This is a genomic window from Pannonibacter carbonis, from assembly GCF_003012935.1.
Classification (GTDB): Bacteria; Pseudomonadota; Alphaproteobacteria; order Rhizobiales; family Stappiaceae; genus Pannonibacter; species Pannonibacter carbonis.
In genome coordinates, this window is record NZ_PUDR01000002.1 from 1 (window position 1) to 18748 (window position 18748).

At 61.4% G+C, this 18748-nt stretch carries 19 protein-coding genes; 4 read left to right on the plus strand and 15 right to left on the minus strand.

The genetic code is table 11. The annotated features are described in order from the left end of the window. The first annotated feature begins 647 nt into the window (after positions 1 to 647). Positions 648 to 1733 (plus strand): AlbA family DNA-binding domain-containing protein, encoded by a 1086-nt coding sequence (locus C8348_RS02280; RefSeq protein ID WP_106751664.1) that lies wholly within the window; start codon positions 648 to 650, stop codon positions 1731 to 1733. Between the two features lie 80 nt (positions 1734 to 1813). Here C8348_RS02280 and C8348_RS02285 read toward each other — a convergent pair whose 3' ends face one another. The 13 genes from C8348_RS02285 to C8348_RS02340 all read right to left on the minus strand — a co-directional run bounded on the left by C8348_RS02285 (position 1814) and on the right by C8348_RS02340 (position 12449). After that, positions 1814 to 2011, minus strand: a complete 198-nt coding sequence (locus C8348_RS02285) for a type II toxin-antitoxin system HicA family toxin (RefSeq protein WP_106751665.1) — start codon at positions 2009 to 2011, stop codon at positions 1814 to 1816. Beyond that, positions 2012 to 2263: a DUF1902 domain-containing protein gene (locus C8348_RS02290; RefSeq protein ID WP_106751666.1), complete on the minus strand. Its 252-nt coding sequence runs from the start codon at positions 2261 to 2263 to the stop codon at positions 2012 to 2014. Between the two features lie 96 nt (positions 2264 to 2359). Continuing rightward, on the minus strand, positions 2360 to 3595 hold the full coding sequence (locus C8348_RS02295; protein ID WP_106751667.1) for a class I SAM-dependent RNA methyltransferase: 1236 nt from the start codon (positions 3593 to 3595) through the stop codon (positions 2360 to 2362). Positions 3596 to 3645: 50 nt separating this feature from the next. Beyond that, complete coding sequence (locus tag C8348_RS02300) at positions 3646 to 4389, minus strand: TlyA family RNA methyltransferase (protein ID WP_106751668.1); 744 nt, start codon at positions 4387 to 4389, stop codon at positions 3646 to 3648. Between the two features lie 30 nt (positions 4390 to 4419). After that, positions 4420 to 4557, minus strand: coding sequence for a hypothetical protein (locus C8348_RS21870; protein WP_157950355.1), 138 nt, complete (start codon positions 4555 to 4557; stop codon positions 4420 to 4422). Between the two features lie 21 nt (positions 4558 to 4578). Continuing rightward, entirely contained in the window at positions 4579 to 5202 is a 624-nt protein-coding gene (locus tag C8348_RS02305) for an SCO family protein (protein WP_106751669.1), read from the minus strand. Between the two features lie 12 nt (positions 5203 to 5214). Further along, entirely contained in the window at positions 5215 to 5733 is a 519-nt protein-coding gene (locus C8348_RS02310) for a copper chaperone PCu(A)C (protein ID WP_106751670.1), read from the minus strand. Between the two features lie 63 nt (positions 5734 to 5796). Continuing rightward, complete coding sequence (locus C8348_RS02315) at positions 5797 to 6186, minus strand: hypothetical protein (RefSeq protein WP_157950357.1); 390 nt, start codon at positions 6184 to 6186, stop codon at positions 5797 to 5799. A gap of 95 nt (positions 6187 to 6281) precedes the next feature. Beyond that, entirely contained in the window at positions 6282 to 7514 is a 1233-nt protein-coding gene (locus tag C8348_RS02320) for an MFS transporter (protein ID WP_106752012.1), read from the minus strand. Positions 7515 to 7660: 146 nt separating this feature from the next. Further along, positions 7661 to 9580 carry a 1-deoxy-D-xylulose-5-phosphate synthase gene (gene dxs / locus C8348_RS02325; protein ID WP_106751672.1) on the minus strand — a complete coding sequence of 640 codons (1920 nt, stop codon included), beginning with the start codon at positions 9578 to 9580 and terminating at the stop codon, positions 7661 to 7663. A gap of 338 nt (positions 9581 to 9918) precedes the next feature. Then, a complete protein-coding gene (locus C8348_RS02330; RefSeq protein WP_106751673.1) occupies positions 9919 to 11052 on the minus strand; it encodes a helix-turn-helix transcriptional regulator in 1134 nt (377 codons plus the stop codon). A 73-nt stretch (positions 11053 to 11125) separates the two neighbouring features. Continuing rightward, complete coding sequence (locus C8348_RS02335) at positions 11126 to 11377, minus strand: exodeoxyribonuclease VII small subunit (protein WP_106751674.1); 252 nt, start codon at positions 11375 to 11377, stop codon at positions 11126 to 11128. A gap of 142 nt (positions 11378 to 11519) precedes the next feature. After that, positions 11520 to 12449, minus strand: a complete 930-nt coding sequence (locus C8348_RS02340; RefSeq protein WP_208983482.1) for a histone deacetylase family protein — start codon at positions 12447 to 12449, stop codon at positions 11520 to 11522. A 624-nt stretch (positions 12450 to 13073) separates the two neighbouring features. On the opposite strand from C8348_RS02340, the gene C8348_RS02350 reads away from it, so the two are divergent. Then, on the plus strand, positions 13074 to 13853 hold the full coding sequence (locus tag C8348_RS02350) for a type 2 periplasmic-binding domain-containing protein (RefSeq protein ID WP_208983484.1): 780 nt from the start codon (positions 13074 to 13076) through the stop codon (positions 13851 to 13853). 21 nt (positions 13854 to 13874) lie between these two features. Here the strand turns inward: C8348_RS02350 and C8348_RS02355 are convergent, their stop codons facing one another. Continuing rightward, positions 13875 to 14864: an L-threonylcarbamoyladenylate synthase gene (locus tag C8348_RS02355; RefSeq protein ID WP_106752014.1), complete on the minus strand. Its 990-nt coding sequence runs from the start codon at positions 14862 to 14864 to the stop codon at positions 13875 to 13877. A gap of 186 nt (positions 14865 to 15050) precedes the next feature. Here C8348_RS02355 and C8348_RS02360 point away from each other — a divergent pair, with 186 nt between their 5' ends. Beyond that, a complete protein-coding gene (locus C8348_RS02360) occupies positions 15051 to 16829 on the plus strand; it encodes an acyl-CoA dehydrogenase (protein ID WP_106751677.1) in 1779 nt (592 codons plus the stop codon). Between the two features lie 20 nt (positions 16830 to 16849). Beyond that, positions 16850 to 17596 carry a crotonase/enoyl-CoA hydratase family protein gene (locus C8348_RS02365; RefSeq protein ID WP_106751678.1) on the plus strand — a complete coding sequence of 249 codons (747 nt, stop codon included), beginning with the start codon at positions 16850 to 16852 and terminating at the stop codon, positions 17594 to 17596. A gap of 80 nt (positions 17597 to 17676) precedes the next feature. On the opposite strand, the gene C8348_RS02370 is transcribed toward C8348_RS02365, so the two are convergent. Beyond that, complete coding sequence (locus tag C8348_RS02370; RefSeq protein WP_106751679.1) at positions 17677 to 18663, minus strand: DnaJ C-terminal domain-containing protein; 987 nt, start codon at positions 18661 to 18663, stop codon at positions 17677 to 17679. Positions 18664 to 18748: the final 85 nt, after the last annotated feature.

Consider the following 18748-nt stretch of genomic DNA (forward strand, 5'->3'; position numbering starts at 1 on the left):
CCCGTGTCCAGACCGTCGCTAAACGCCTGAACACGAGTAGAATCAATGTCATGCACCTTGTCCAGAAACTTAAACCGGACAGCAGTGGCACAAGGCGGGGATGACCGGCACGGGAGTGGCAGACTCAAAAGTCACCCTGCCTCTCCCTCGTCGCTCCTGCGCAGGCAGGAGCCCAGTAACCATCAGACGTCGTTGTCTTTTCCGGTTCTGCTCCGCCCCCTCACGCCCCGAAACCCGCACTCCGGCGCCTGAAGCATCCACAACAGGCAACCCACCCGGCCACCACCCCACCCGCGCCGTCCCGGCCCTGTGCCGGGACCTGTCAGGGTCGCCGCAGTATCTCCGCCCGGTCACCAGTCATGCAGAACGATGAGGTCCCGGCTCAAGGCCGGGACAGCACGGAGAGGCTTTCAGAAGATCGACATGACCGATGCGTGATCTGGGGGCAGCGATTATGCCGAGTCATAATCGGTCACCAAAAAGGTTGTTTGATCCAAGTTTGCCAGTTTAGGATGATTCATGGCGTTCTGGAGATAAGCAATGACTCTTGCAAATATTCCCTTGAATAAAATAACGGAATTAGATCTTTTGGCGCTATGTGAAAATAATGTACGCGAAAGTCTCAGTATTGAGTTTAAAAGAGACATATACGAGAAAAATGCCGACGGAAAAAAGAGTTTTTAAAAGACGTTAGTGCGTTTGCAAATAGAGTTGGTGGGGACTTGATTATTGGGATCGAAGAGGACGGTGAAGGGTGCGCATCAAGGATTAATCCGATAATTTTACATAATGTCGAAAATGAAAAGTTAAGTATCAATAATTTTTTAAATGACAGCATTAAACCAAGAATTTCTGGGCTTGATCTTGAGTTTGTTGCGGTTGGTGGCGGGCACGTTTTGGTCATACGTGTTCCCAAGAGCTTTTATCCACCTCATCGCACAAATGGCGGGGGCTCGAGTCGCTACTATGTGCGTAATTCATCGGGCGTGCACGAAGCTGATGTTGATGAACTCCGGGCAATTTTTCTGCAGGGAACCATGATCCGAGAAAAAGTAAGGCATTTCCACGCTGAGCGCACGGCTTTGATCATGGAAAACAGGGGCATTTACCCCATTAAGCGCGAGGGAGGTCAGATCATCCTTCATATCCAACCAATGTCGGCATTTGGCGATCACATTCCACTTAATCCTGTAGAAGTGCGAGCTATAGAGAGTGAATTTCGACCGCAAGTTCCAGTGGGTGGCAGCACCTCTCCGCGCATCAACATAGATGGCTTTGCAGTTCTCGGACACAGCAAGGAGTCGAGCATTGGTTACTGTCAGATCTTTCGTGATGGTCGGGTTGAGTATACTCGCAATACGATCTGGGGTGAGCTGGAGGACGGCAGTAAGATGCTGTCAAACATAAACGTCGAACGTCACATAGTCGGTTCTGCCTGTAAGTTTTTGAAAGGTCTGAAAGCACTGAGTTTAACGCCGCCGATGTTAGTTTCCGCAAGCCTGGTGGATGTAAAGGGCTGTGTCCTTCAACAAAGTGGATGGCACGATTATGAGCCAAATTATCCTTTGGAGCACAATATATTGGTTTTACCGGAGATATTTCTAGATTTTTATGCAACGGATAAAGAATATCAAGCAGCGCTACGGCCGATGGTCGACGGTTTCTGGAATGCCTTTGGCCGGGACTGTTCGCCGAACTTTGATAGTAACGGAAACTGGACCCCGGCACCTTAACGTCAAGTCTTGTTGAGGTATCGGTGTGTGTTTGAAAAGGCCGTAATTCTTTCCTCACCCAATGGCATGTCGACACGGTCCTACACCCGATGCGCGCTACCAGCGTCTTTCAAGATTGCGTTGGCCGTGTGCCGGCTCTTGAGGTTTCTTGGCACGAGGACGGCCTTGCCGGTTTTGGCTGATCGCCAGACCTCGTGCGATCCCTTTGCGTTTCTCTCATAGTTGAAGCCGAGCGACGATAGCAGCGTGCAGACATGCCGGTAGAAGCCCTCGACCAACTAGGCAACTTCTCGTACATCTGGACGCTGCCAGATGATTGCAGGAACAATATCCTTGAACGACCGGGAAGCGATGTCGGCAGCGGACATGTGATTGCTGATGATCATGTCGATGGCTTCGTCCATCATGATCTCTTCAAACTCATCGAGGGTTGCCGCCTCGATGTGCAGTCCCTCGATATCACTTTCGCTGTAGAAGACTTTTGCTTCGTCGTCCCACACGGCCTTCACGCGAAACGTGCGTTTCAACATGGCGAAGCTCCTCGTCGCGCGATCTATCACGCTGCGCCCATGCTCGTACTATATGGCACATCGCCTGCTTTTCAAAACGCGGCGATGCTGCAGGCCTCACCGCTCCAGAGCCGCCACCACTTCCACATGCGGGGAGTAGAGGAACTGGTCGACCGGGGTCACGCGGGTCAGCTTGTAGCCTCCGTCGAGGAGGATACGCAGGTCGCGGGCAAGCGTCGCCGGGTTGCAGGAGATGGCCGCGATGCGCTTGACCTTGGAGAGCGCAAGCTGTTCGGCCTGGGCTTGCGCGCCGGCCCGCGGCGGATCGAAGGCGACGGCGTCGAAGGCATTGAGTTCGGCGGCCATCAGCGGCCGGCGGAACAGGTCGCGACGCTCGAAGGTCAGCTTCTTGAGGCCCGAAGGCACGCGGCTTGCCTTGTCGAGCGCGGCAATGGCGGCGGCATCGGCCTCCACAGCGTGCACCGACATCAGCGGCGCCATGCGGAAGGTGAAGGTGCCGATGCCGGCGAAGAGGTCGGCGGCCTTCTTTGACGGGCCGAGGGCGTCCAGCGTCAGCCGCGCCAGTTCCTCCTCGGCAACGGCGCTTGCCTGGGTGAAGCCGCCCGGGGGCGGCACGACGGCGATCTTGCCGATCATCAGCACCGGCGCCCGCGCCTCAATGACGATCTCGCCCTTCACGGCAAGGCGGGCGAGGCCGATCTCGGCGGCGAGCGCCGAGACCTGGATCAGCTTCTTCTCGTAGCCCGTCACCGGATCGTCAATCGCCACATCCAGCCCGGCGGCCGTCGACAGCACGGTCAGGCGCAGCTCGCCCTTGCGCGGGATCAGCGGCTCGGCGAGCTTCTTCAGGCCCGGTACGGCGGCGAGGATCGCCGGGTCCAGAACCGGGCATTCAATGAGGTCCACCAGCCGGTGGCTGCCCTTCTCGTGGTAGCCGAGCAGCACCTTGTGCCCGGCCCTGAGCGCCGTCAGCACGGCGCGGCGGCGGCTGCCGGGAGGGGTGGCGAGGATCGGATCGACGGGCACCTCGATGCCCCGGTCGGCGAGCGCCCGGACCACCTGGTCATGCTTGAAGGCGAGATAGGTCGCATCATCCATGTGCTGCAGGCTGCAGCCGCCGCAATGGTGGTTCTGGTCGGAATTTGTCGCACGGCGGTGGGCCGAAGGCGTCAGAATCTCCAGAATTGTCGCACGATTGCCCTGCAACGACACCCTGAGGTGATCGCCCGGCAGGCCGCCGGTCACGAAAAGGGGGCCATCCGGTCCCTCGGCGATGCCGTCGCCGAGATGTCCGAGGGTGGAAATGGTGATGTCGAGGGTCGCGTCAGTCATGGCCGTGCGATACTCCGCTTGAAGGCGGCCCGCAAGCTTTCCCTTGGAAATCAGCTTGTTTTGCGGCCGTAGAGCAGGAATTCCCGGTTGCCGTCACCGCCAGTGACGGGCGAGGGCAGCAGCCCAAGCGCCTGCCAGCCGGGGAGGCCGTCCAGCCAGTCCCGAAGCTCCCCGGCCGAGGCCTCGGCCCGGTCCGGTGCCACCAGTCCGCCCTTGCCAACGCCTTCGCGGCCCACCTCGAACTGCGGCTTGACCAGCAGAAGCGCTTCGGCACCCGGCGCGGCAAGGTCGAGGGCCGGGGGCAGCGCGAGCTTCAGCGAGATGAAGCTGACATCGCTGACGATGAGAGAAGGTGTAGTGGTTTCAATGTCTTGCGCCGTCAGGTCGCGGGCGTTGAGACCGTCGCGCCGGTTGACGCGCGGGTCATTCGAGATGCTCTCATGCATCTGCCCGTGGCCGACATCGATGGCATGTACCCGGGCAGCGCCGCGCTCCAGCAGCACCTGGGTAAAGCCGCCAGTCGAAGCGCCGACGTCGAGACAGATGCGGCCCTCAGGCGAAACCGCAAAGCCGTCCAGCGCGGCAATAAGCTTAAGCGCGGCGCGGGAGACATAGGCCCCGGCGGGATCGGAGATCTCGATTTTGGCTGCCAGGTCAACGGGTTGGCCGGGCTTGGTGGCGGTGCGGCCATCCACGGTCACCGTGCCGCGCAGCACCGCGTCGCGAGCCCGTGCCCGGCTGGGGGTCAGCCCGAGATCAACCAGCCGCTGGTCCAGCCTTTCACGGTGCGCCATGTGTCTCAAGTGCCTGAAATAACAGAAAGATCAGAAGCAGCCAGCCAGGCCGGACATCAGGCGATCAAAGTAGATCGCTTCGCCGAACTTCAGCCAGGCGAGGCTCGCCGCCAGGACCAGGGCCCCGCCGCCAACACCTGCGCCTGTCATCCAGTATCGCGACTGCATTTCCACGCTCCCGAATGCCCGTCAGCTGGCCGCAGCTTCAGCGATCATCCGCCGCAACTTGGCCAGGGCCGTTTCCGGGTTTTCCTCGTAGGCGATGGTGCCAACGAAGCGATTGTTCTTGTCCATCAGATAGATGGCCGCCGTGTGGTCCATTGTGTAGCCGCCGGCATCCAGCGGCACCTTCTTGGCATAAACCCGGTACGCCTTGATCATAGCATCGATCTGCTCCCGTGTCCCCGACAGGGCCTGAACCCTCGGATCAAAGGCAGCGACATAGTCTTTCATCACCTGCGGCGTGTCGCGTTCCGGATCAACGGTCACGAAGGCATAGTTCAGCTTCTCTGCGTCCGGTCCGAGCTGCTCGATCCAGCCCTGCAGGTCAGACAGGGTGGTCGGGCAAACGTCCGGGCAGAAGGTGAAGCCGAAGAACATCACGGTCGGCTTGCCCTTGAAGGTGGCATCCGAGACAGGTTCATTGTTGCCATTGACGAGCGAGAAAGGCCCGCCAATCGAGGCGACCGGTTCGATCAGGGTCGTGGGGGCTGAGCCGCCCGCGACCTGCTTGTAGCTGACATAGCCTGCGCCGAGTGCAAGGGCGGCAACTGCCGCCCAGGCCCCGTAGCGCACGAATTTGAGCGCTGACATGTTGGTTTCGCCTTAATTGGAGGGCTTCTTCGTGCCATGGCCACCGTGGCCACCGTGCATGTCGTGGTTCATTTCCTTGGCGCCAATCTTGGCAATCGGCATGTCGACGGTGACAGTTCCGGCCTTCTCGAAGGTCAGGGTGATCGGCAGTGTCTCGCCTTCCTTCAGCGGCTGCTTGATGTCCATGAACATCACATGCAGGCCGCCCGGCTTCAGCTCGACCGTTGCGCCAGCGGGAACGGGAATGCCGCCCTCCATTTCGCGCATTTTCATCACGCCGTCGATGACGGCCATTTCATGCAGTTCGGTGCGCTCGGTGACCGGTGCGCTGGCAGCCACCAGCTTGTCGTCGGCCGCGCCCTTGTTGGTGATGATCAGAAAACCGCCGCCAGCCATCGCATTCGGCGGCGTTGCACGGGTCCAGGCATCACGAACGGCGATGTCACCAACGGTGGCTTCGCCGGCAAGGGCGCTGGCGGCAAGCGTGGTCGACAGGAGAGCGGCAGCAACGAGGGACTTCAGAAGGGTCATGATCAGGTCCTGAAACAGAATTCAAAGTTACGCCGGGTCGGCGTCCGGATTGGGTCGGGTGTTTCAGGACTGCGGAGGACCACGGATCTGGCGTTTGCTCCGGACAAGGGATGCAACGGGCGATTGATCAGCGTAGGGCAGGCTCGACGCCGCCGTCACGACAAGGATGGTTGGTAGCGCGGCGAAGTCCAGTGCGGGCGAGAAGCCGAGATGCAGGCACGCCGGGCCGCAGGCACAATGGATCGGATCATGCCCGCGGACGGGTTCACCAGCGCCAGCCTGCGAGGTGCAGATCAGCCCCTCGGCCCAGGCAGAGGCATCCACCGTTGCGACGGTGCCGGTCAGGCCGATCGAGACCAGAAGAAGCCGGGCGACCAAGGCCACGATGCCAAGCACGACAATCGGATGCCGTTCGCGGCGCAAGAAACGGAATGTGGTGCCTGTCCGGAGCATGGGCGCACTATGGGTGAGCAACGGGCCGTAGGCGAGTGAAATCTTGCCGCAGGCTGGGTGCCAAGGTGTGCTTGCACTGAGGACCGGACTTTGCATCAGTCCGCAGCATGTCCCGGTTCCGGTGAGATCACTGCGCCGACCGGGGATGTCGCCTCCGGGCCAAAGTCGCGCTTCATGTCTTGCGCCGGCGTCGCGCGGGCAAAAAGCCGGGTCAGGACGAATGCGATGGTTAGCAACTGGACGCCGCCGACGAGCAGGTAAAGCCCCGAAGGCCCGACAGTCTGCATCGCGATCGACGCACCAGTCGGCCCGATGATGGATCCGATCCCGTAAGACAGCAGCAGGCCTGATGAGGTTTCGACATAGTCCGAGGCCTTGGCGTGGTCAAAGGCATGCGCCACTGCCACCGAATAGGCGGGCTGTAGCACGGCTCCGACGCCCACGACGCAGAGGGTCGCGATCCATGGCGCGCGCGGCTCGATAAGCGCAATGGCGCCGGCAATCGCAAGCGTCGCAAGCGCGAGGCCCAGCAGCACGTGACGCCGGTCCATCCGGTCTGAAAGCCGGCCGAACGGCCATTGGCCAATGACACCGCCACCGATGAAGGCTGCGGCGTAGTAGGCAGCTTCCGTGGTTGTCAGTCCGATCTGTGTTCCGTAGATCGGCGCCAGCGTCCATACCGCACTGCTGGCCAGTCCGACCAGGAAGCACCCGACGAAGGCCGCCGGCGATGTCTGATACAGCTTGACCGGCCGAAACCGGACGATGGTGATCGGCGCCGGTTGGGTCGATGTGGTCAGGGAAACCGGAATGACAGCGAGGCTGACCATGACCGAGGCAAGAATGAACGGGACGAAACTCTCGATGCCGACAAGGGAAATCGAGATCTGGCCAACCATCATCGCGGCGTAGAGAACGACGATATAGAACGACATGATCATGCCGCGGTTGCGGTTGTCCGCTGCCTCATTCAGCCAGCTCTCGACGATCATGTAGAACCCGGCCAGGCAAAAGCCGGAGATCACACGGATCACGAACCACGCGACCGGATCAACGTAGACCGGGTGCAGCAGCACTGCGGCCGACATCAGCGACACCAGCGCCGCGAAGGCGCGCACGTGACCGGCTCGGCGGATAACGAACGGACCCGCCAGGCACCCCGCAACCATGCCAACGAAATAGGCCGAGGAGATCAGGCCGATTGCAAGATCCGAGAACGCTGCCTGTTGCGCCGCAAGCGGCAGCAAGGTGCCTTGCAGGCCGTGACCGACAAGCAGCAGGGCGACCGAGGCCAGAAGCGCCGAGATCGAAGCGAGAGCCTTGAACATGAGACCGGATTCCTGGTCGCCGACAGCAAGACGGCCATGCTGCCACTGCGCGCCGGCATGATAGCCGATTTGGGCTGGCTTGTTGCGATGGAGAACAGGGGCCTGACCGGCTGTTGCGGATCGTGTCCGCAACAGCCGGTCAGGTCTTATGCTGTCCGGACCGATCCGCTCATGTCACGGCCCAGAGCTTCGAACACGGTGACGAGAATGCCCTCTGACGTCAGCAGCGCATCCTTGTACATCTGCTCCGGCTTGTCCTGATCCTGATAGCGATCCGGCAGGCGCATGCACCGGACCTTGAGACCACGGTCAAGCGCGCCGATATCGGCGAGCGCGGTCAGGACATGGCTGCCAAAGCCTCCGACAGACCCTTCCTCGATCATTACCAGCACTTCGTGTTCGCGGGCGAGCCGTGCGATCAGGTCCATGTCCAGCGGCTTGGCAAAGCGGGCATCGGCAACGGTGGTCGAGAGCCCCGCAGCGTCCAGCTCGTCGGCGGCTTTCATGCATTCCGCCAGACGGGTTCCGAAGGACAGCAACGCAACCTTGGTGCCTTCCTTGCGGATCACGCCCTTGCCGATCTCAAGCACCTGGCCACGCTCGGGCAAATCAATGCCCACGCCTTCACCACGCGGATAGCGGAAGGAAATCGGCCCTTCGTCATAGGCCGCAGCCGTCGCCACCATATGCCGCAGCTCCGCCTCATCGGAGGCGGCCATCACGACAAAGCCGGGCAGGCAGGCGAGAAACGCCGTGTCGAAAGAGCCTGCATGGGTCGGTCCGTCCGCGCCGACAAGACCGGCGCGATCGATGGGGAACCGGACAGGAAGCCCCTGGATCGCGACGTCATGGACCAACTGGTCATAGCCGCGCTGCAGGAATGTGGAGTAGATGGCACAGAATGGCTTGTAGCCTTCGCTGGCAAGACCGGCGGCAAAGGTGACGGCATGCTGCTCGGCGATGCCCACGTCAAAGACGCGTGCCGGCATGACCTGCTGCATCAGGTCCAGACCTGTCCCATCCGGCATGGCGGCGGTGACGGCAACGATCTTGTCGTCGTGTTCGGCCTCCTGGATCAGGGACTGGGCGAAAACGGAGGTGTAGCTGGGGGCATTGGCCTTGGGCTTGGCCTGCTTGCCGGTGATGACATCGAACTTCGCGACGCCATGGTACTTGTCCTTGGCGCCTTCCGCCGGCGCGTAGCCCTTGCCCTTCTGGGTCACGACATGGATCAGCACCGGCCCTTGATGCGTGTCACGCACGTTCTTCAGAACCGGGAGAAGATGCTCCAGATTGTGACCATCCACCGGGCCGACATAATAGAAGCCCAGCTCCTCGAACATGGTCCCGCCGGTCCAGAAGCCCCGCGCGTATTCTTCCGCGCGCGCCGCCTTCTCCTGCAAGGGACGCGGCAAAGCCTTGGCAATGTGCTTGGCCGCATCGCGCAGAGATTTGTAGGTTGGCCCGGACACCAGCTTGGCCAGATAGGCCGACATCGCGCCCACCGGCGGGGCGATCGACATGTCATTGTCGTTCAGGATCACTATCAGGCGCGAGTTCATCGAGCCTGCGTTGTTCATGGCCTCATAGGCCATGCCTGCGGACATCGCGCCATCGCCGATGACAGCAATGACGTTGTTCTTGCGGCCGTCCAGATCCCGGGCCACTGCCATGCCGAGGCCTGCCGAGATCGACGTCGAGGAGTGCGCCGCGCCAAAGGGGTCGAATTCGCTCTCGCTACGCTTTGTAAACCCGGACAAACCGTTCGGCTGTCTCAGGGTGCGGATGCGGTCGCGGCGCCCGGTCAGGATCTTGTGCGGGTAGCACTGGTGGCCGACGTCCCAGATCAGCCGGTCGTCCGGCGTGTTGAAGACGTGATGGATCGCCACGGTCAATTCAACGACGCCAAGGCCGGCACCAAGGTGGCCGCCGGTCTGGGACACGGCATCAATGGTTTCTGCGCGCAGTTCCTGAGCCAGTTGGGGCAGGTCGGCTTCGGGAATCGACCGCAGCACCGAAATATCAGTCAGCAGATCGAGCAGGGGGGTATGCGGCTTGACGGACACGCTCTCAACCACTCCAAATGGGCGCAGACAAGCACCGACGCTTACACGAAGGGCGCAAGGGGCGCAAACCCTGCGACACGAAGGATATAGGGCGGTGCGGCTATACAGCTCGCGCTGTGATTGAACAAAAACGAAGTCAGTTTATTTTGTCACCCGCTTGGGTGATGCGGCTCGGTAAAAAATGTCATAATGGTTTTGCGTGGTCGATGGGGCCACGTGCACAGTGATAACTGGGGCCGTGCTATGCGCGGCCCCGTTTTTTTAAGTCTGCACATATTGATATGTAGTATTTCGTACGTAGAAACAATGAGGCCTTGCGGTCGGTTTTCTTGCCGTTTTCAATAAAGTGCCGAGATGCGGAACATCAGCTGATACAGCTCGGTCTGTGATCCTGCTCCGGTCTTTTCAAAAATGCGGCGCAGATGCGTCTTGCCGGTGTTTCGCGTAATACAGAGCGTTTCGAGGGTTTCGGTCAGGGAGCCGGTCATGGCGAGGTAATAGGCAAGCCGGGCCTCGCTTTTCGACAGGCCAAAGACGGACTGGAGTGCATCGCGGGCATCGCGCGAAATTGCCGGTGCTTCGCGAAGCGTGATGAGCACATGGCCGTCCGAAGGCTCGGCGTCGAGCCCAGGCACCGGCCACACCGTCCGCAGGACAAATCGGCAAAGGGCACCGTCAAACCGGCTGTGCAGGCTGTCGCGGATCTGGATTGCAGGTGGCGGCCCCGACCGATCATGTTGCCGGACCTCCTCGAGCAACTCGTCCAGGAGTTCGTCAACATCCTTGGGCACGATCTGCAGCCGGCCGCTGCGGGTATCAAACAGGTCGGCAGCAGCGAGTGCTTCGATGCCCCCTGGCGTTGTTGCGACCACGCGGCGCATTTCATCAATCAGAATCGCATTGCCGCCATCATGCCGCGTCAGCATCCGCTGGCGCTGCAGGTCGAGCATGTGGTTGCGGCGTTGCCCGGCCAGTTCCAGGCCCTGCCCAAGAGCCTGTAGAAGGCGGCGGGTGAACGGAAAATTCGCCGCTGAGAGACCGGGGCTGCCAGGCATTGACAGAAGCATGAAGATATCCCGCCCGCCGCCATTGGCCCGGACGGCGGCCAGAAGTCCATGCGTCTGTACCAGGTCACTGTGCGGGCCAGCCCAGAGCAGGTCGTCGATCTGTGAGGTGAGTGCCTGCTTGCAGTAGGGCGTTTGCAGTTCGGCCTCGTTGAGCATGAAGCCAAGCATCGAACGGCCGCTGGCTGTCTTGAGGGCGACCAGCAATTGCAGGGGCACAAGAGCCTGTTCCGGCGAACAATAGCGGCCTGTGTGCCGCCCGCCGGCAGAAAACTCGAACAGATAAGCTGTCCCGCCAAGTTCCGCCCCGATCCGGACAGCCGCATCCGGCCACATGGCAGGGGCATTCACCGCAGCGTAGAGGCTGTCGATCAGCGCATCACGGGGGTCATCGTCGGGTTGCGTCATGTCGGGACAGAACTCCCGGCCCTCACTGCCTCATGCGGGCCATGCAGCCCTTGTCGGCCAAAGTCTTGCCTGATCAGCTTTCCGGATCAAGGGGGGTGGTTCCTTGCGCCCGGCCATCGGCGCCGAGCTGAATTTTCTCGACCTTTTCCTCGGCCTGTTTCAGCAGCCGGTCGCAATGGGCACGCAACTGGGCCCCGCGCTCATACATCTCGATGCTCTTTTCCAGCGGCACGTTGCCCTGTTCCAGCGCCTGGACGATCTGCTCAAGCTGACGCAGAGCCTCCTCGAAGGAAAAAGCGGCGAGATCGGCGGGCATCTGGGTCATGGCGTGGCTCACAGAAACAACGATGGAACAGCCTCGGCTGGCGGGCCGCAACCCTCGCTGCAACCGCGCCAAAGGTCAAGAGCCGGTGCCGCATCGCAGATGTGGCTCACCGTTTATTCCGGCGCTGGCTGTTCGGCGCGCGCTAGCCTGTCATCAGGGTCATGACATGGGCCGCCGTCGAGCGGGCAAGTCCTTCAAGATCGTAGCCGCCCTCAAGAATGGATACGACATGCCCATTGCCGTGGCGATCGGCGACATCCATCAACTGTCGGGTGATCCAGCCGAAATCGGCCTCCAGCAGGGCAAGCCCGCCGAGCGGATCGCGGGCATGGGCGTCGAAGCCCGCCGAGATCAGGATCAGTTCCGGGGCAAAATGCTCCAGTCGCGGCAGCACGGCCGTTTCCACGGCTTCGCGAAATATGGCGCCGTCGTCGCCGGCGGCCAGCGGCACGTTGACAATCGTATCGGCGTCGCCCCGCTCGTCTGCCGCACCGCTGCCAGGATAAAGCGGCATCTGATGGGTGGAGACATACATCACCGAGGGATCGGCCCAGAAAATATCCTGGGTGCCATTGCCGTGATGCACGTCGAAATCAACGATGGCGACCCGGCCAAGGCCATAGCGTGCCTGTGCGTAGCGGGCGGCGATGGCAACATTGTTGAAAAGGCAGAACCCCATGGCGCGATCATGCTCGGCATGGTGGCCCGGGGGGCGCGAGGCGACGAAGGCGTTGCCAACCTTTCGGGTCAGGACTTCATCGACGGCCCGGCACGCACCGCCGACGCCGCGCAATGCGGCCTCCCAGCTTCCCGGCGACATGGTCGTGTCCGCGTCGATCCGCACCAGGCCTTCCTGCGGTGCCGCCTTGTAAAGCCGGTCGATATAGGCACCTGGATGCGCGCGGGCGATGTCCTCGATTGCGCCTATCGGCGCCGTGTCGCGCTCCAGCGACTGAAACCGCTCGTGTTCCAGAACCCGGTCAATCGCCCGCAACCGATCCGGCCGTTCTGGATGGCCAATCGGCGTCAGATGGTCAAGGAAGCAAGGATGGGAAATATACAGGGTGGACAAGGCGGCTCCGGGGCGGCGCGAGACTGAAAGTCGAGAGCCGTCAGTGAGCGTCATGATGCAAGGCCTGTCAATGCGTCAGGTCAAACACCGGCCGAATGGTGAGATAGGGCTTTTGCCAAGCATGCGCCTGGAAAAGGCACAGAAAAAAGGACCTGGCCGCAAGGCCAAGTCCTCTGGAAGGTGCGAGCATCGCTATGCTCGAGGGGAGGTCCGCTGCATCACCCGTCTAACTATTGAATACGTGATTCCGTCGCGGAACGTCGAGCGGATTACCGTAATATACGCCGGCAAAACTGTGAATAAGCGAGACCTGCAGATAATATCAATGGAGCAAATTCAGCTTGAGATTTTTAGAATTGCGTAAGGTTTTGAGGTGTTAACTCGCAAGTTACACAGAATTCTCGATACTGCCGGTTAAAAATTATGTGAATAGGCAAAATTTCGTGAAAATTTAACACGCATGTTGGTAATTTAACTTTAGGGAATGCTTCATTTTTTTCGAATATAGTCGATCTCAATGGTGCGGTTCCCCATTCCTGGAGCAAGAGTCTCGCCGCCATACAGGAGGTCCGACCCGGATCACTTGCAAAGTCTTTTACCGATCGTCAGACGCAGGAGCATACAATGCGGAATATGTTGCGGGTGAGTGTGAGCTTCTTTCTGGTGTCTGCCGCATGTTTGACGGCCAATGCAGCCGAGATCAAAATTCTCGCAGGCGACCTGCCGCCGATGATGAATGCGGACGGCACGGGCCGCGAAGCCGAAATCATCAAGACGACTTTGGAGCGCTGTGGCCATACAGTGAAATTCGAAGTTCAGCCCTTCACGCGCCACTGGGCCAGTTTCAAGGACGGTGCCGGCGATGCCGTAACAACCGTTCCTCCTGGCTTCCCGCTTCCCGGCACACCGACGTCCCAATACATTGCGTATCAGAACGGCGTCGCGTTCCTTGCCTCGCGTCCGCAACCGTTCGAAGCTCTCGGCGATCTCAAGGGCAACAGCGTTGTGGCCTTCAAGGGCGCCGCTGAAATCATTCCGGGCTTCGGTGATGCCAGCAAGGGCTTCTCCGAGTACCGCGAGATGGCGGATCAGATTACCCAGAACAAGCTCGTCTTTGGCGGGCGTGCGGCTGCTGCCGTTGGCGACGGCATGATCTTTGCCGAATACAGCCGGCAGCTGAAAGAAAGCAAGGAAGCGCTGCCGTTCGATCCGAACCAGCCGGTCCGCTTCAATGCGCTGTTCGAGCCGTCGCCCTATGTCATGCAGTTCCGGGACCCGGCCCATGCAGCCGACTTTGAACGCTGCTTCAAGGAAGCTGAAGCGGACGGCACGATTGCCAACATCAACAAGGCCTGGGTCGACAAGTACCGCGACACCCTTGGCTCGTCCTATCTGAACTACTGATATTGAAGACCTGCGCCGGGATCAGCTGCGTGGCGCAGCGGCCCGGCGCAGGCGGTCATTGATCGCCTCGCCGAGATCCCTTTCAGGAACTGGTTGCACCGCGATGGTTGCTGCGCCCGAGCGGTCGAGAATTCGCAATCCCTTGAACAGGTTGGCTGCGGCCTCCGCAAGGTCTCCTGCAACGGACAGGTTGAACACCTGAACTGCATGGCCGGCGTTCACCGGTGGCACCGACCCAAATGCGAGCAAGGCCTCGCCCGGCTGCACGTCCTTTGCATCAAGGCGCACATGCGCGCCGGGGGCATAATGCGATGTCATCATGCCAGGAGCCATCGGAGCGGCGTCATCCGTCTCCGCGACGACCAGCGGCTCACCAAGAACAGTTTCAATTGCAGACCGCGGCAGGCCGCCGGGCCGAAGCAGTGTCGGGCGCGGGCCTGCCAGGCTGACAATTGTGGACTCCAGCCCGATCGGGCAGGAGCCGGCATCGATCACATGGGCAAGCTTGCCTGCAAGGTCACCGATGACGTCATCTGCCGTGGTCGGACTGATCTTGCCAGACAGGTTGGCGCTCGGTGCCGCCAGCGGCCGTCCACTGGCCTCGGCCAGCCAGCGCATCACCGGAGCGTCTGGAACCCGCAGCGCCAGTGTCTCCAGTCCGGCTGTCACCAGATCCGCAATCGGCGAGCCTTCCCGGCGCGGCACCACGAGCGTCAGCGGGCCCGGCCAGAAAGCATTGGCCAATCTCAGGGCGCGCTCGTCGAAGATGCCATGGCACCGGGCGGCCTCAAGGCTTTCGACATGCGAAATCAACGGGTTGAAGCTCGGTCGCCCTTTCGCGGCATAAATGCCCGCGCAGGCAATGCCATTGGTTGCATCGGCCGCCAGACCATAGACGGTCTCGGTCGGCACCCCGACCAATGCCCCGGCCGCCAGCGCATCGGCAACCGGCTGCAGCAATTTCGAGGTCATCCATGCGGTGGACTTCAAATCCACGGACCAGCGTTGCATTGTGATGGTCATCCCGGCCTCATCGAAGGCAGGCTCTGCCCTGAGCAAAGGCTACCGACGGGTAATGGTATTGACGTTTACGTAAACGTCTATACGTTCGCCTGAAATCAAGAACGTTGCGCGGCGTTTTGGGGGCTAGGCCCGCTGCCGTCAAGCGGCAAGCGCTCGCGCAAGAGGGAGAAACCGATGTATCGCGCACCTCTGTCTGAAATTGCCTTCACCTTGAACCATGTCGCCGGGTTGCAGGAACTTCGCTCGCTGCCTGGAATGGATGAACTCTCCGACGATCTCGTGGAGGCAATCCTCACGGAGGCGGGGCGCTTTACAGCCGAAGAAATCGCGCCGCTCAACGCCGTCTCCGACAAGACCGGAACACCGTTTAAGGACGGCAAGGTCACGATCCCGCAGGCCTGGACTGATCTGTATCACAAGTGGATCGAGGGGGGCTGGAACGGGCTTGCTGCTGATCCGGCACATGGCGGACAGGGGCTGCCGCTGATGCTCTACATCGCCACACTGGAGATGTGGAACTCGGGTTCCATGGCCTTTGCCATTTGCCCGACTCTGACGGTCGGTGCAATCGAAGCGCTGGAAAAGCATGCCAGCGACGATCTCAAGGCGACGTATCTCGAGAAGCTCGTGTCCGGCGAATGGACCGGCACGATGAACCTGACCGAGCCGCAGGCTGGTTCCGACCTCAATGCCCTGAAGGCGCGTGCGGAGCGCAATCCTGACGGCACCTACCGCATCTTCGGCCAGAAGATCTTCATCACCTATGGCGAGCACGAGATGACGGACAACATCGTCCATCTCGTCCTGGCCCGCCTGCCGGATGCACCGGCGGGAACGCGCGGCATCTCGTTGTTCCTGGTGCCGAAGTTCCTGGTCAATCCGGACGGTAGCCTTGGCGCGCGCAACGACGTGCGCTGCGCAGGCGTTGAACACAAGATGGGCATCCACGGCTCGCCGACCTGCACCATGATCTATGGTGATGAGGGCGGGGCAACTGGCTGGCTGATCGGCGAGGAGAACCGTGGCCTTGCCTGCATGTTCACGATGATGAACAACGCCCGGCTTGCCGTTGGCGTGCAGGGACTGGGTGTATCCGAACGCGCCTATCAGAAGGCCCTGTCCTATGCGCTGGATCGCCGCCAGGGCAAGGCACCGGGCGACACTGGCGAAGGCATGAGCGCCATTGCCCTGCATCCGGACGTCAAGCGGATGCTCCTTGGCATGCAGGCCCGCACGCAGGTTGCCCGTGCGATCTGTTACGCCTGCGCCCACGCCATCGACCGCGCGCGCCTTGCCACGACCGCCGAGGACAAGACCTACTGGAGCGACCGCGCCGGTCTGCTGACCCCGATCGCCAAAGCCCTGTCGACCGACTTCGGCGTTGAAACCGCGTCGCTCGGCGTGCAGATCCACGGTGGCATGGGCTTCATCGAGGAAACTGGCGCGGCACAGCACCTGCGCGATGCCCGCATTGCCCCGATCTACGAAGGCACCAACGGCATTCAGGCCATTGATCTGGTGCAGCGCAAGCTTCCGCTGTCCGGCGGCGCGCATGTGAAGCGCTTCATCGAGGAGCTGTCGGCCATCGCGTCCGAAGCGAAGGCGCACGGGGACGCAGGCGTCGCAGGCCTGGCCAAGCCGCTGGAGGCCGCAATTGCGGACCTCACCGGGGCAACTGGCTGGATGCAGCAGGCACTGGCTGACGGTCGCATTGCCGAGGCGCAGGCCGGCGCAACGCCTTACTTGCGCCTGGCCGGACTGACGCTTGGAGCCGCGCTGCTTGCCAAAGGCGCGCTGCATCAGGACGTTGATGCAAAGGCAACCGCGCATCGCCGTCTGCTGGCCCGGTTCTTCGCCGATACGATGCTGACCGAGGTCGCCGGGCTTGCCCGTGACGTGACCGGTTCGTCCGCCAGCATCCTTGCCTATGACCCGCTGGCCCAGGCGTCCTGAGCGCACAAGGAGTACCCGAGATGATCCGCATCCACCGCGACGGCGGCGTTAATGTCCTGCGCTTTGACCGCCCTGAAAAGAAAAATGCCATCACCGGCGACATGTACACCGCCCTGGCCGAGGGACTGAAAGCGGGCGACAGCGATGGCGACGTGCGCTGCCACATGATCTGCGGCAGTCCCGGGGCCTTCACGGCGGGCAATGACATCGCCGATTTCCTGCAACATGCGGGCAAGAGTGACTTCGCCAAGATGCCGGTGCTGCAGTTTCTCGATGCGCTGGCGCGTGCGCAGAAGCCGCTGGTGGCTGCGGTTGATGGCCTCGCGATTGGCGTTGGCACGACGTTGCTGTTCCATTGCGACATGGTGTTCGCCAGCCCGCGCACGCTGATCAAGTCCCCGTTTGTGGACCTGGGGCTGGTGCCGGAGGCCGGTTCGAGCCTGCTCGCACCGCGCCTGATGGGCCACCAGCGAGCCTTTGAGCTGCTTTGCCTTGGCGAAGGCTTCAGCGCAGAGGCGGCGCAGGCGGCAGGTCTCGTCAATCACGTGGTGCCGGAGGAGCAACTGGAAGCACGCGCGCTTGCAACGGCGCATGCCATCGCATCCAAGCCGGTCGAGGCCATGCGGCTGTCGCGGGATCTGCTGCGCGGCGATCGCACTGACCTGCTGCAGCGCATGGACGAGGAGGCGAAGCTTTTCGCTTCCCGGCTGTCCTCTGCCGAGGCAATCACCGCCTTTACTGCGTTCATGTCCAAGGGCCGCGGCTGACCCGTTTCGGACTGACCTTGTGCGCCCGCGTTCTTTCGGCTTGGGGAGGCCGATCAACGCGGGCAGGCAATTTTGATTTCTCAGTCGAACTCGGGCCCGCGCGCTGGATAGGGCGTGATTTCCTTCCAGGCTTTCATCAAGGTGGCCAGTTCCTCATCGCCGTGTGGCGGGAGAACGATCTCGAGCCGGACCAACAAGTCACCGTGGCCGCCAGTCTTGGTCGGTAGCCCTTTGCCCTTCAGTCGCATGACCTTGCCACTGCTGGAGCCAGCCGGGATGGTGAGGTTGACGGCGCCATCGAGCGTCGGCGTGCGGATCTTCGCGCCCAGCACGGCCTCATAAAGGGTCAGCGGCAGATCGAGGTGCAGGTCCGACGCCTTGACCTCGAACAGCTTGTGCGGGCGCAGGCGAATTTCCACCACGATGTCGCCTGCCGGGCCACCATTGAGGCCGGGGTGGCCCTGGCCGCGCAGGCGGATCTTGTCGCCTTCCTCGGTGCCGGCCGGGATCCTCATGTCAACGCTCTTGCCCGACGGCAATGTTACGCGGGCCTTGCCGTCGCGGGCCAGTTCCTCAAGCGTGACAGCAAGCGTGATCTCGGCAGTCTTGCCAGGCTGCGGCATGGACGAGCGTCCCGCGCCCGTTCCAGCGTTGCCCGAAGCACCGCCACCGCGACGCGCGCCGAACCCGCCGAGTATGTCGTTCAGAATGTCGTCGAAGCCGCCACCGCCGCCGCTTGCGCCGCCTGTCGGTCCACCCGAGGCGCGGAAGCCGCGTGTGGCACCGGCGTCGCGGAACGGATCGAAGTCGGAAAAGCCTTCGAAGCCATGCGTCTGGAACTTCGGCTTGCCATCGGCATCGATTTCGCCGCGGTCGAATTTGGGCCGCTTCTCCTTGTCGCCAAGGATCTCATAAGCCTGATTGATCTCGGAAAACCGGGACTGCGCCTCCGGATTGTTGGCGTTCTGATCCGGATGGTACTGTTTGGCGAGCTTGCGGAAGGCTCGCTTGATGTCCTGTTCGGTCGCCGACTTGGGTACGCCAAGCACGGAGTAGGGATCGCGCATGTGTGGTCCGCTGTTGGGGCAGGTGCACCGGGGTCGGCGCAGCCGTCTGCCGATTTAACTATCGTGACTGGAATATATGATGCGA